This is a genomic window from Myroides guanonis (genome assembly GCF_900114085.1).
Classification (GTDB): domain Bacteria; phylum Bacteroidota; class Bacteroidia; order Flavobacteriales; family Flavobacteriaceae; genus Flavobacterium; species Flavobacterium guanonis.
Genome location: NZ_FORU01000001.1, coordinates 186,206 through 200,884, shown reverse-complemented (window position 1 = coordinate 200,884; position 14,679 = coordinate 186,206). Strand labels below are relative to the sequence as shown.

The following is a 14,679-nucleotide window of genomic DNA, read 5'->3' as shown; positions in this document are numbered from 1 at the left end:
CAAAAAAACTCTACTATGAAAAGCATTTTTAAACTTGGAATATTAGGTCTATTTACTTTGGGCTTAATAATTGGTTGTAATTCTGATGAAAAACCGTCAGGAGACACCACACGATTAACGATCAAAATAACAGATGCACCTGCGAACTTCGACGCTATCTTCCTCAATATCGATGAAATTGAAATAAAGACCAGCGGCGGTAAAGTAGAAATTGATATTGATGACAATCCATTCGATATTTTGCAATATCGTTTTGGGAAAGATACTATACTAGCAAATCACGACGTAGCGTCAGGAATGCTTCAAGAGATACGTCTCAAACTAGAAGATAATGGTAATACTGTAATTATTAATGGGCAATCACACCCTTTAACTACCCCCAGTGGTCAATCATCTGGTGTAAAAATAAAAATTCAAGAAGAACTTATCCCCAATGTTGCATATACCATATTGTTAGATTTTGATGCTTCTAAATCTATAGTACAAGCAGGAAATGGAAAGTATTTATTGAAACCAGTGATACGAGCAGTACCAGTAGCCACTTCAGGTGCTATTTTTGGAAAAGCTCTACCTTTAGATGCTTATCCAAGAATTTATGCTATAAATGGTATAGATACTATAGGTACTATCCCGAATGATTTAGGTGATTTCTATTTAGCTGGCGTCCCTGAAGGTACTTACAAAATATTATTTGAACCTAGTATAGCACCATACGTCCCTACTACCTTAGAAAACATTGTTGTTAAAAAGGGTTTTGAAAAAGATTTAGGTACAATAACTTTAAATACTCACTAAACAATTTACTTTTGATTAATATAATTATGAAGCTAGTAAATAAACAATATTAAAATCTATAAATTAAAAATGCCCCAAAGTCAAGTACTTTCTTGGGGCATTTATATGTTTTCATCCTTTCAAATGAATAGACATCTTCAATATCGATATAAGTTTATTTATTAAAATCACTTAGAAGTCTTTGAACCAGAAATTCTGAAAAATTCTGAGCGTACTTTAAAAAGGATTTACACCCCATGACTCCTCAGAACTCAATATCCCCAAGAAATTTACCTAAATCAATCTAATATCAAATTACATTAACCCTATGAGATCAATCCAATTATCTTTAAAAATTTTGGCTATATAATCTATCAATCAAAAGAATAAAAAAGGCCTTTACAAACCAAATTGGTTAGCAAAAGCCCTTTTACATAACAAACACATTACCTTATTAAAGTAAAATTCAATTCTTTAAAAAGCTAAAAGAACTTGAGTTTTAAATTATTATCTCCACTTTTTCATTAAAATCAGCACTATTAATCAAAAGGTCCCATTCTAAATATCTCTTGATAAAAAACAGTCAATACAGAACCGATTCTGTAGACAACTTCAATTGATTAATTAAACTCTTTACAAAATATCGATAATCAATATCTAGTCTTATAAATTACTCAAAATTTTATCCATCACAAAAACACCAACTATATTCTCTTTAGAAAAAGAAAATTTTTCAAAACTTTCATTATCATTTACGAAAATGAAGACATCTTTAATCCTCTCATAAAATCTGCTAATGAAAATCCCTTTTTTATCCACATGGATAACATAAACAGCACCAAATTTCAATTTATCTAAAGTTGTTTCTTTACCAAACACAATAGAACTCACAGTGATTGTAGGTTCCATATTCTGACTTATAACCTGGAAACCTATGTCATTTATTTTCGTCATAGGAGCATTTTTTTTTGATAACTGCGCAACCTTTTCCTTAGGATTCATGCAGTATTCAAACAAGTCTTCTGACATTAAAATAGTTGTAGAAGACTCCTTTCCTCCCTTGCCTAACAGAACTTTATTAAAGTCAAGGTTATTTTTAATTCCGTACCTAACCACTTCCTCAAGTAACTTTCCTTTACTTCTTTTCCAAGATGAAAAAACAAAAGGTGTGACATTAAACCTCTCTGCTATATCAAGATCTTTTGTAACCCCAAATTCTCTTTTAAGACGATCAACTAAAATCTTATTGAATGACATTTCTTTGATTTTATTATCTTGTTACTATTTCAAAATCGCATCTTCTGTTTTCTTGATGCTGTTCTTTAGAACATAAAATTCCATCCTTACAACTATTACTCAATTGAGTTTTTCCAAAATACAGTTCTTCAATTCGCTCTTTTTCAATCCCACCATTCTCAATCAACCATTTTTTTACACGTGCGGCCCTACGAGATGACAACCAATCGTTATAATCACTTGACCCTCTTGTATCAGTATGCGCATTCACTCGTACTTTAACTGTTGGATTGGTATTCATAAACGAAACTACTTGCTTCAATTCCTCTTTTGCTTTCTCGGTTAAAAAGGAACTATCAAAATCAAAATAGATTGTAGGTAAATGTGATTTCTCAATAGGTAATACTTGTCGATATAAGCCAAAATCTACTACCAAACCTTGCTTGCTTTTGTCAATCAAAACTTCTGCTTGATTGTAATCCTTTGCTTTTGCTTCTACCTTAAATCGTTTTTCCTCAGACTCTAATTCTAATTGATACTCTCCAATTGAATTTGTAATAACAGTTGTAAGCACACTTCCTTTATTGTCATACAACCGAATCTCTGCTTGTTCGATTCCTTCTTGACTTTCTTTGTCATACACTTTTCCTTTTAAGGTTACAGATGGTCCCTGTGCAGAGACCATTGTTGTAACCAAAACAAAAAGAGTAGCTATAACTTGTTGTAGTTGTTTCATTTTTGTTAGTATTATAAATCCAATACAATAAACTCGCTTCGACGGTTCTCTTGATGTTCGATTTCTGAACATTTTATTCCGTTGACACATCTATTTACCAGCTGTGTTTCTCCATATCCTTTTCCATCTACTCTATCCTTAGCAATACCTTGTGCTACAATCCAAGCAATAGTTGACTTCGCTCTGCGATCAGATAAGCTTAAATTATAAGCATCGTTTCCTCTACTATCAGTATGTGAACGCACATCAATTTTCATCTCCGGGTAATCGCGTAATACTTCTACTACTTTAGCTAACTCAGCAGCTGCATCGGGTCTAATGTTCGATTTGTCAAAATCAAAATAAATTGGGTTTAATTTCAAAACTTTGAATAAATCATCCCCTTTCTTAACCTCTACACGTATTTTCTCTAACCCGAAATCCACTTGTGTACTTCCTTTTTGCATTGGCAGGTCTACAGTAACTTCTGCCGTATTGTAATCCAATACACCTGTATTGATACGATAACGGCTTCCACATTTCAGATCTTTAAATTCGTATCTCCCATCTGCACTCGTTTGAACGTTTGCTATTTGTTTAAAATTTCCGTCATACAAAGTAAGATTAGCCAAAGCCAATGGTTCTTGCGTTTGTTTATCATACACTTTTCCAAAGATGCTTTGTAGACATTCTAAACTCAATCGTTTTGTTTCTAAAAAGCTGTAGATATCATCATTCCCAATACCCTCAGCACGGTTTGAACTCAAAAAACCTCTTCTGCTTTTCATGTCAATATAATATGCAAAATCATCTAATGAGCTATTAGCCGGTGCACCAATATTTTGAACATCAGTAAAACTTCCATCCACATTAATTTTGGTAGCATAGATATCCAAACCTCCTAAACCTGGACGACCGTCTGTTGAGAAATACAACTCGTTATCTTTCGTAATAAAAGGAAAACTCTCTCTTCCTTCAGTGTTGATAGCATCACCTAGGTTTATTGGTTGTCCAAAGCTACCGTCTGGGTTAACTGCAACTTTATAAAGATCTGATTGTCCTTTTCCGTTTTCGCGATCAGAAGCAAAGTACATCCACTTTCCATCCATTGTTAAAGCTGGATGCGCCGTACTGTAATCCTCAGAATTAAAAGGCAGTTCTTCTACATTTTTCCACTTTTGATTTTCTAACGTAGCCCTGTAAATTTTTAACAATGTAGTCTTATGAGCATCCTTACCTCTTTTTCCTTTATTAAAGTTATTTCTAGTAAAATACATTGTTTGTCCATCAGTAGAAAACACAGGAGTACTCTCATTGAACTTCGTTTTGATTTCTCTAGCAAAGCGCTTTGGTTTTCCAGGCGTCCCCTCTTCGTCTAGACTGGCAGCATACAAACTCGTAAAAGAATCCCCAGTCCAAGTATGTGTTTTCTTTGCTAGATTTCCAGTATCACGAGCAGAGGTAAAAATAAGTTGGTTGTTATACATCGTACTTCCATAATCGGAATACGCGCTATTGATATCCAATCCATTAATATTATAACGTCCAGAGTTTGCTTTAATCTCGGCTAAATAATCTTTCTCAGCTTGAACTAATCTCCCTCTTGAATCACCAAGTTCTTTCTCTTCAAAGGTTTTGAGTACAGCATCAGACTTTTGATAATTCCCAATCGCTTTAAGCGTTTGACCATATCGATAATAATACTCCGAAGGTAGATTCGCTTTTTCCACATCTGCTGTGATATAGTCTGGGTTATCAAAAAGTCCAAACATCTTTTCATACCATTGATTGGCCTCTACTAATTTTCCATTAAAGTAATAGGAGTCTCCAAGGTTTTTATACATCTCCACTGACTCATATCCTTTCTTAGCAACTCGTTCATAGATTTTAATAGCATCTATATAGGCATAGCGCTCCACTTTCGTCGCACCTTTTTTCTCTTGAAGTTCCTGTGCGTGTATTCCAAAACTGGAAAACAACAAGCTCAATAACCCTATTTTAAGTATATTTTTCTTCATAGCTACTGTTGTTAAAAGAATCGCGGTGTCGTGATTCGGTTATAGCGATTGAATAATTCAAAACGCAAAAACACTTCGTGAGATCCTGAGTTATAACGAGCCAGTTTTGTTGTCTCTGCATCGTACGCATATCCCACATATAAACCATCTTGCACTTGGAAACCAGCCATAACACTAAAAGCAGCATCAAAACGATACGCTCCTCCTAATACGAACTTATCGTTCAACATGAAGTTTGCACTTACGTCTGCTTGCAATGGTGAACCTTCAACCCCTTTCAACATAAATGCAGGCTTAAACTTCAAACTCGGGCTCAGATCAAATACATGTCCTCCTATCAAATAAAAGTGCATACTTTTCTTCATTGTTGAAACCGCATTGTCATCATAACGATCCGTCTCTAAAAAGTGAGGTACAGAGAAACCAAAGTATGTTTTCTCAGAGTGTAAATACACCCCTGCTCCAATATTTGGTGTAAACTGATTCTCAATATTCTCTTCTAGCAAACCATCATTTGGATTGTAGACATTTAGTCTGTCATATTCCACGCTTAACAAGTTTGCAGAAGCTTTCACTCCAAAAGATAGTTTCCAATTTTCGCTGGTTGGTACACTGTATGAAACATCAACTGCTAAGTTGTTTTCATCCATAACTCCCAAACGGTCATTATTAAACGAAACACCCAAACCTAAACGAGAGTTGTTTATCGGAGTGTGCATAGAAATATTTGCTGTTTTAGGTGCGCCATCTAATCCTACCCATTGGGTACGATACATACCAAAAATGCTCATTGCACCACGAGAACCTGCATAAGCAGGATTCACCTGAATGGTGTTATACATATACTGAGTATACTGAGGATCTTGTTGGGCAATCGCCTCTGGCATAGTACCTATTAGTACCATACCACAAGCTAATCCCTTGATTATATTTTTTAATTTCATAGTTTTTTTGTCCTTTGCTCGCTTTTCGATAATTGATAGTCGAGATTTTAATACGCTATATCGTCCTTATAGACCTGATACACAATCTCTTTTATTGGTCGAAAATCGAGTATTATTCAGTTTCTAAATGTAAAAAGCCAGCTTTTTTAATCATACGTGATCCACTAGCATCTTTGTATTCATACTCCACGATATAATAGTAAGTACCACTTGATAATTGTTCTCCTTTGTTGATTGTTATACGTCCGTCCGAATAACCTTTAAAGTTATTATCCGTATTGTTGTAACCAGTGGTTGAGTAAACCTTCACCCCCCATCGATTAAATACTTCAACTTTATTATTAGGAAAACGTTCAATATTATCAATAACAAAGTGGTCGTTGAAACCATCTCCATTTGGAGTAACCGCGTTATAGATAACAACATCTCCTTCTAAGATTAGTTGTTCTTTAACCGTTCCCAGCGTAAAGATTCCATACCCATCAACCGTAGTTGGAGAAGTGACTGTTTTAGCGTTCATATCTACAATACCTCCCTCGTCTACCCAAAGGTTTTGAGAACGATCCCAACGAATAATTCGCAACTCCTTCTCCGCATTTTTCAACAACTCATTTGGAGTTGTTCTAGGATCCCAACTCAAAGTTAAAATGATATCACTTTTAGTAGCATCATCTCTTTCAATGGTCCAATATTCTTTATTGTCGATAAGTTCAATAACACCAGCTCTACTAGCATGTGGTTGATCTCTGTCCGAATTTTTAAAGTAGTATTTACCAAAAAAAGAATCTTTCAGCGTTTTAGGAGCTGAAATCTTAGCAAATCGATACATTCCCTCATCACCAATTGGATAAGAAAAAGCTTCGTTCCCGACTTTTTCTACTTCTCCATCAGCATGACTTTTATCAGACATATTAATGCTTGTAGCTCCTTTTTGGAATACCATTGCTCCCTTTACAGAATCGATTTGAACGATACCCTTATTGAAATTAGCAGTACCACCAACACTCATATCATTTTTAAGTTCAAAAGCTCTAGTTACAGTTGAGTTATTAAACAACACATCATAGAACTCACTAGGAGCTGAACCCGTAATTTCTTGAGTACCTCCTATTCCTTCATATGGTTCAAAAATCGCATACGAATTCTTCTTTTTATCATCAAAAGTGTAAATCCCTTCGTTATTAAAGTGAGAATAGAAATAGAAACTTCCGTCATTTTTAACAGCTGCATCCTTTTCATTAGAAAAAGAAGATACTGTAGAAACATCTGTATTAGGAAGTACAGTTAAAATCCCTTCGTTAACTGTTTGCGCTACTCCCGCCATGGGAAGCAGTGTGGCAAACAATCCTTTATATATAGTTTTTTTCATAGGTTCCATATTTTAGTTTCAGGTACAACTCCTTGCTTTTCAGTTTTGGTGTTGCACCTCAAACTTATTACTTCATACGTTGATAAATCATCGGATTAGTGATTAATAGTCCATTAGTACACTTTTGAAATCCATCCTCACCTTTTACGAAATACGATACAACAACCTTTGTAGTAGGTTTATTCGGACAAGTATTATTTTTGTAAGCAGCATAATAAGTACCTGGACCAACAGCAGAGGGATCATCTACAGGGATTGTTCCAGCAACATTTGTAAACCACTCCAAATCATCGTCAAGAGCTACATCATCAAAAATTGCTTCTTTTAAGTCAATTGTAAATCCTTCACACATTTTTAATGTACCTTGTACAACAGGTGCCGTTGGAGCACCACATAAGTTAATTTCGGCGGTGGTGTCAAAGTTAAATTTGCTTTCAAACACAGAAGCATCTGTAGCATCTCCCATACTTCCGTTAACCCTGTGTCCAATATAACCATATCTCATACTGCATTCACGAACAATCATCGTAGTATGACCTCCTGTCTCAACAGCAATCAAGTTGTCGTTATTGCCAAGACCTCTACCCATAAAAATAGGATCTTTAGCACCCGTATTGCTACCTCCACCAATCATCTGACCGTCATTTGAACCCCAAGACCACAACTTTCCTGATTTAGTCAAAGCACTCACAGCAGCATGTCCTCCGTAATCGTGTTCATTAGGGCTAAACCAAATGATATCTGACATATAAGAATTTGAGTTATTTGATTTCACTCTAATCCAAGAATTTCTCGAATCAGCCGAATAATCACCTAATTGTTTCAACTTATTATTTCCAAGTGCATACAAATTTCCATTAGTACCTAAGACATAATAACTATTACCTTGTGTTGACACCGGTGTCCAACCTTCCCAAGAATCACCAGTAGTTCTATTATAGGTCATTCCTATCATTTTAGCAGTAACACCAGTTGGTAGAACCATTTTGGTAGCGTATCTATTATTAGAAGCAACTGTGTTATTACCTAAATAGGTTGCTGTACCCCAAGTATATAGTTCTCCTGTACTCGTCAAGGCCATCATAGCATTGTACGTTCCACGCATGGCTACAACATTCGTTAAATTAGTATTAGTAGATGTCTTAACACGTGTCCAAGTAGAGGCGCTATCATTATTATCACCTTTTCCATCTTTCCCTCCCATACCGGACAACATCCAAGCTTGTCCATCACAGGTAACTAACCCTAAAGTCTTATAACTTCCGAATAGCATTTTTACATCCGTAGGTTTAACTCCTGCTGGAAGTCCATTCGCATTACCCCCAACACTTACCTTTCCAAAAGCAGTAGTATTTTTCACAGTCGCACTCACCAACACACCTGTTCCACCCCACATATAAAGCCCATCCGTAGTTAAGATTGCAAACTGTTGACCGCTATTACTTGTTGAGGCTATACTCGCCAACGTAACTTTAAGAATTTCCCCTTTATAGTCGAATCCATTTGCAGGAGATACAACAAGAGGTACATTTATCTTTGTGTTATTAGCTTTTGCACCTTGTCCCCAAACCTTCACTGATCCATCCGCTTCTTTTAATATCGTAGAGTGAAAACCAGACACCATATTGTCATACTCCAAAGTATTTGGGTCATCAGACCAAATAAATGTATTCCCGTTACATCCACTAATACAATAGGAACCCTCTTGTGCGTGAAGCACCGAACCTACTCCTGTGATAGAAAGTAACCATACCGTTGTTAAAAGAATGCGTTCTATATAGTTTTTCATCATTATTCTATTTTTTGAGTTAAACCATACGACTGAACCTCTCCATTGACATCAACAAAATCAAACATAATATAATTACCCGCTGTGGCTTGTCCTTCCAACTCAAACTCAAGTGTGTTCATTCCTTGTTGAAGTGTTACTTGTCCGTTTTTCAGTTTTCCAACAACCGTTGTGTCCACTCCTGCTGTAACAAAGCCGTACGTATAAATCGCGGTATTATTTTCAAGCGAAGAATAATCAACATTAACACGAACCGTAATCCCATCAGTAGCTTGTCCACCAACAATCATTTTTGAAAAAGTAACACTCTCAAAATCAAATACCATTTTCATGGCGCTTGCTTTTATATTTATTTTCTTTGGAGATTGATTGGAATCACATAAATTGGGATTGAACACAGTTTGTATGTGTAGCACATAATCACCAGGAATACTGAACACATTATTCTCCAAACTACCCTTTCCCGAATGAATCTGCTGACCCTCAGCATTTTTAAGTTCCCAAGTTGCATTGCTTTCTAACTTAAAGTTAAAAGGCACGTTATAGGGTACTAAAATATCATACGTCGCTGCTTTTTCCGATTGTATAGTACTTTGAGAATAAACCACACTACTATTTATGAATACAACCGTAAACATTAAAATCCCTAAGGTTTTTTTAAACTCTATTTTATCTAAATATTTTCTCATTTTGTTCTTGTATTTAATGTCTTAATTTTTAGCTGTTAGTTTTTTAAACTCTAGCAACATTTTAAATATTGCTAGAGATTTCTAACTGTTATTATTTAATCACAAATACAATATTCATGTATGAGCTTGGTGTTGCACCTGCTTTAACGGTGTATTTTAATTTTCCATCAATATCAATTGAAAGATTTTCAAATACCGCTTCATCGAAGTAAGTTACATAGTAGTATAAATCTCCTTTAGCAAATACTGTAATATCAGATGGAGCTCCTGTACTTCCTACGATTCCTCCTGCATATTGAAGTGGCGTAGTACCAGCTGGTCCATGAGAGATATTATAAGGTGCATTTGTTGACCCTACTGCCCCACCTGTAAACTGATTTACATATTCTTGGTATAAATCACGTGTCGTTGTTCCTTGAACAGATGTATCAAAAATCACAGCTGGCATGTAGAAGAACTTTGGCGACACTTTACTTTGGTCTTTCCATACTGGTTTGTTATCAGATCCTGTTACCAATACTTGATTAGTTCCTGCTTCTGCAATATCTACTACACCAATTGTTCCGTTTTGGATATGTGCTGTTGTAATAGATTCCTCTTTCACACGCAAACTTGTCTCTACTAATAATGATTTAGTACCTCCTGATACAACTTCAATAGTAGCATCAAGTCCATCAGCACCTAGTAAGTCTTTAGCATTTAACACATCTCCTGCGTCTACATTCGGTGTACCAACAATCCACTTTCTACTAGTTGAGTCATAAACCAAAGTCTGTCCGTCTGTTGTTGGTGAAACACCACTCACAGGCGTACCTTGAATTCCCTCCACTTTTGTTGCTCCCGCATTCCCAGTTACATCACCAGCTAAAGCAATTGTACTTGGATCAGCACTTACGGTATATGTTATAGTATTGGCTGTATTATCAGGCACAGGCCCTACTACTTTAATTCCCGTACCTTCAGCTACCACCGTTCTTAACTGTTCAGCTTGAATAACTTCTGTTAAATCCAGTCCGTCACCTTTTACACCATTTACTGTAGTTACCAACTTACCATCTGTGTCAATTGAGTTACCAACCGAATTGATTATAGTAGTTGTATCTTTTTTACCATTAACCGTTGATGCTAACGCATTTTCTGAAGACTCTAATACATTTGTTGTTTCAGGTACTATAGCTGTTTGATCTACCCAATTTGTTGTAGTTCCGTCTGTACTTGTAACCAAAACTTGATTAGCAGTACCTTGTGTAATCTGACTAGTAAGTACTTTTCCTCCAATGTTTGATAAAGTTAGATTTCCTTCATTTACATCAATAGAAAAAGCTTTTAAAGCCGCTCCCACAGGAGTCCCTCCTAAAGCAACCTTATTACTTGCAGCTGAAACATCTTGTCCATTTCCAATCTGCGTTGTAGATATAGTTGTTGGTTCCCAAGCAGTACCGTTCCATGCAAGCACTTGATTAGAAGTAGGAGCTGTATTACTTACATCTCTACCTTGTATTTTTACTACAGAGTTGTTTCCAATTGAACCGGTAACATCTCCAACCAATGTTAATGCAGAAGTATCGTTATCTGCAACTAAACGATTCCATCGTTGATTTGCAGTTGTCCAATAATAATAACCAGGTATAACTTTATTTACATCTGCTATTCCTGCCTCACTTGTTCCAATATTGTAAACCAATAAAGAATTAGTTTCTGCAGAGACTCCAGTTATTGAACCACCAGTAATAGGACCAAATTCAATAGCACTAGTTAATGTAACTCGTGGTATTAGTAATCCTTTCGATTCTGATTTCATTTCAATCACCGAAGCTTTACTCGGTTGATTCGTTCCAAAACCCTGCTGAGCAGTGGCGTTTTGAGCACAAAACGCCAACACTGCAACAAGAGTACTTATATTTAAAATCCTTTTATTCATTGTTGAAATTATTGTATTAGTTACGACCAACGATTACCCACTCAACTCCATTTGATTTTACAATCCATCCTTGGAAAGGCATAGAACCATAAGTATCCAATACAGTTAAATAACCCGAGTGACTTTCGTTTTTATTAGCGATCTTAATGTTAATTACTTGTCCTTCTGCTGAAGCCGCTGATGGAAATACTATACTTTCATCAGTATTACCTAATGTAACGTTGATTACCACTTCTGGTGTGTGAAAACTATAACCAGCATTAGTTGAAACATCAACATTAGTTCCTGTAATCACTTTATCAACCGTACGCAATATCCCAGTTGTTGATTCAACAACAATTGCTTTATTCTTATTAGCTTCCGTTGGAAGTACATTCACTAAGCCTTTAATACCTAAAGTATGCTCCACATCTGTAACCCCTGTGTTAATAGTTGTTGCTTTGATTAAGTCCCCACCTAATTGAATAGCGTCAGCCGTTCCCTTTTCTAAACCATTATTTGCCAATACTAAACTGTTTGGTGTTCCCCAAGAAGTCGTTAAATCAGTACCTGTACCAGTTGTAGTTAGAACTTGTCCTGCAATAGTTCCTGGAGTAATTTCAAGTGCCAATGCTCCTAATAATGCTTTGTTTGTAGCATCCGAAACAGTAAGTGAAGTTGAAGTTAACGCTGCACCTTCAATATTCACATTAAAATCTTTACCTCCAGTTGAGTTATCAACACCAGCGTCTTTTGTCAAAGGAGCTGTAAAATTGTAATTATCTTTATTTGCTAAATCTGATTGTTCAATCCAAGAAACTGTACCGTCTGCCTTAGTTACCAATACTGTTGTGTTACCACCAGCTTTCATATCCTCTGTTTGAATAGTTCCATTTTGGATATCCTCAGAAGTAATACTTTCTTTTTTGATACTTAATTCAGTAGCAGTTAATACCGCATTAGCTAATGAGTTAATAATTGATGTATTATTTCCAATAACAATTTTACCATCAGTAGATAAAGTTGCTGCACTTGTTCCTGGAATCGTCGTCCATTCAACAGTACCGTCAGTTTTAACAACAGGAACTTTTCCTTCATCTGTTGTTTCTGCCTTAAATTTACTAGGAGCAATAGAGCCATCAGCAACACCTAATACAACATCCACTAATAAAGATTTTTCTGCAGTTTCTAAACCGTTTAGGGTAATAATCCCATCTGAACTAGTCATATTTTTAGCGTCGATAAGACTATCTTTAGATATTTGTTTTAAAATACCATCTTCTCCCATAACCAAAACAAATCCAGGTGCAGTTGTAACTTTTTCCAATCCTGTAATAGCTAAGTTATGTGTACCTGTTGCAATCGTGGTATTTTCAGATAGTGTACCATTAAATTTCACTTCAATATCTCCATTGGTATCTTTTGATATTCCAATAGCATTTCCTCCTACTAAAACATCCAAAATAAAATCATTTGGATTAACCCATTCAGTTGTTGTAACACCAGCATCAACTTTAGTAACTAATACCTGTCCAGCAGTAGCACCACCTTTTACACTAACTTCATAAGTTTTAACCCCATTGATATAGTCAGTAGCAGTTACATCAATATTTCCATTTGTTGCTCCCTCTACAACAACATCTCTTTCACTATTGTCAGAAACAAAACGCACCCATTTACCTTCCCATGCTGTATCTAAAGCTGTGTTAGTACGTTCCCAATAGTAGAAACCTGGTGTAACAGCAGTTGATCCTGAACCAGCAGTTGCAGTATTATATATAAATAATGAATTTGCAGGCGCAGTAATTTCTCCATTATTAAGAACATTCGTATTAGTAGCTGTTAATTCTATTCTTGGAATTAAAAGACCTCTTTTAGAAGATACGATTTCTACTGCTGCAGATTTATCTGGTTGATTTGTTCCAAAACCTTGTTGTGCAAAAGTATTTGATGTTGCTAATAATGTGAATGCAAATGTTGCTGATAGTATTAATTTTTTCATTTTGTCTGTTTTATGTTTTCGTTTTTTATAAACGTGTTATGTTTTACAATTAAAATTTGTTGATGATTTTCCATGTTGTACCGTCAGAAACCAGGTCCCAACCAGAATGAGGTAAAGCTGTATAAAGCTCAGTATGGCCATTGATACTTCCTGAAACATTTACATAGAAATCTTCATTTGCATCCTGCTTCTTAACAGTGAATTTCTTTCCTTTATTCCCTTGTGCTGTTGGCAATGTAATAGTGATGTTTGAAGAGCTTGCATCACCTAAAAGAATTGCATCAGTTATAAGAGCTGTGTAATCAGCACTCACTTCTTTAATAGCATTAAGATTACTTAAATCAACAGATAATTCACCAGTTTGACTTACTGCCACTGTTGGATTTAATGCAGCTTCTTTAACAAGTCCTAAAGAAGCAACGTCTTTATCTGTAGCCCCTTTTGCTGTTTCTACGTTTACTTTCCAGTTAGTTTGATTGGTATTAGTTAAATCTGAAGCAGATTCTACTGTTGTGTTTATACCATTTTGAAGAATAACTGTTTTCTGATTAGCTTGAACAGTAGTTTCAAGATTCTGATACGTAATATCTCCAGCAGCATTAGCAACACCAATTCGACCTTCAGTCCCAGATCCAGCAGTAAGTTTTTCAGCTGTTACATTGCTATTCGCTATTTTTTCAGAAGTAATTCCACTATCAGCAATACCGATTTTCACATCTGCTAATAATTTATCAGATCCAGTACTACCATCTAAAAACTCTAGAACATCCGCTTCTAATAATAAATCTCCCTTACTTCCTTCAACTTCAACTATCTTAGTCAATAATTTCTCAATCGCCTCTTGAACATTTGTAACACCTAAATTGGTTATGTTGTCATTATATACAATATCTCCAGCGTTATATTCTAATTCAGCAATGATATCTCCCTTGCTGTTTTTAAACACATATTTATTTTCAACCTTAGTAACATTTACTAAAGAAGGATCAATAATAGTTCCTACAGCACCAGGTTTTAATGAACCATCCGCAGCATAAGCCTCTTCGTTATAATATGTAAACGTACCATTTGCATTAGCAACTAGATTCGTTATCGTTTCGTTAGCTTTAACAAGTTCCTTAAAAGTAATTTCTTTAGTTTCACCTGTTTCTGTTACATACGTGAATTTAGCTCCATCATAATACACGTTTCCACCAACATAACTATTGTGAATAGTCTTAAACAACTCGTTTTTAACGTCCGT

Annotated in this window: 10 protein-coding genes and 1 pseudogene; 1 reads left to right on the top strand and 10 read right to left on the bottom strand. The window is 35.6% G+C overall.

The genetic code is table 11. The features are described from left to right. Positions 1 to 15 precede the first annotated feature (15 nt). Positions 16 to 795 (top strand): DUF4382 domain-containing protein, encoded by a 780-nt coding sequence (locus BM024_RS00955; RefSeq protein WP_090677582.1) that lies wholly within the window; start codon positions 16 to 18, stop codon positions 793 to 795. A gap of 642 nt (positions 796 to 1,437) precedes the next feature. Here the strand turns inward: BM024_RS00955 and BM024_RS00950 are convergent. The 10 genes and pseudogenes from BM024_RS00950 to BM024_RS13680 all read right to left on the bottom strand — a co-directional run. Continuing rightward, complete coding sequence (locus BM024_RS00950; protein WP_090677581.1) at positions 1,438 to 2,031, bottom strand: S24/S26 family peptidase; 594 nt, start codon at positions 2,029 to 2,031, stop codon at positions 1,438 to 1,440. Between the two features lie 13 nt (positions 2,032 to 2,044). Beyond that, the gene (locus BM024_RS00945) at positions 2,045 to 2,746 is read right to left on the bottom strand and encodes an OmpA family protein (protein WP_177190133.1); all 702 of its coding nucleotides are present in this window, start codon (positions 2,744 to 2,746) and stop codon (positions 2,045 to 2,047) included. Positions 2,747 to 2,757: 11 nt separating this feature from the next. After that, positions 2,758 to 4,743 (bottom strand): OmpA family protein, encoded by a 1,986-nt coding sequence (locus BM024_RS00940; RefSeq protein WP_090677579.1) that lies wholly within the window; start codon positions 4,741 to 4,743, stop codon positions 2,758 to 2,760. An 11-nt stretch (positions 4,744 to 4,754) separates the two neighbouring features. Further along, positions 4,755 to 5,687 (bottom strand): PorP/SprF family type IX secretion system membrane protein, encoded by a 933-nt coding sequence (locus BM024_RS00935; RefSeq protein ID WP_090677578.1) that lies wholly within the window; start codon positions 5,685 to 5,687, stop codon positions 4,755 to 4,757. 112 nt (positions 5,688 to 5,799) lie between these two features. After that, positions 5,800 to 7,056 carry a T9SS type B sorting domain-containing protein gene (locus BM024_RS00930; RefSeq protein WP_090677771.1) on the bottom strand — a complete coding sequence of 419 codons (1,257 nt, stop codon included), beginning with the start codon at positions 7,054 to 7,056 and terminating at the stop codon, positions 5,800 to 5,802. Positions 7,057 to 7,123: 67 nt separating this feature from the next. Further along, the gene (locus tag BM024_RS00925; RefSeq protein ID WP_090677577.1) at positions 7,124 to 8,848 is read right to left on the bottom strand and encodes an RCC1 domain-containing protein; all 1,725 of its coding nucleotides are present in this window, start codon (positions 8,846 to 8,848) and stop codon (positions 7,124 to 7,126) included. Continuing rightward, on the bottom strand, positions 8,848 to 9,534 hold the full coding sequence (locus BM024_RS00920) for a hypothetical protein (RefSeq protein WP_090677576.1): 687 nt from the start codon (positions 9,532 to 9,534) through the stop codon (positions 8,848 to 8,850). The genes BM024_RS00925 and BM024_RS00920 overlap by 1 nt, the downstream gene beginning before the upstream one ends. A gap of 91 nt (positions 9,535 to 9,625) precedes the next feature. Then, on the bottom strand, positions 9,626 to 11,455 hold the full coding sequence (locus BM024_RS00915; protein ID WP_090677575.1) for an autotransporter outer membrane beta-barrel domain-containing protein: 1,830 nt from the start codon (positions 11,453 to 11,455) through the stop codon (positions 9,626 to 9,628). 16 nt (positions 11,456 to 11,471) lie between these two features. Further along, the gene (locus tag BM024_RS00910; RefSeq protein ID WP_090677574.1) at positions 11,472 to 13,436 is read right to left on the bottom strand and encodes an autotransporter outer membrane beta-barrel domain-containing protein; all 1,965 of its coding nucleotides are present in this window, start codon (positions 13,434 to 13,436) and stop codon (positions 11,472 to 11,474) included. 49 nt (positions 13,437 to 13,485) lie between these two features. After that, a pseudogene (locus BM024_RS13680) lies at positions 13,486 to 14,679 on the bottom strand (hypothetical protein); the annotation flags it as partial.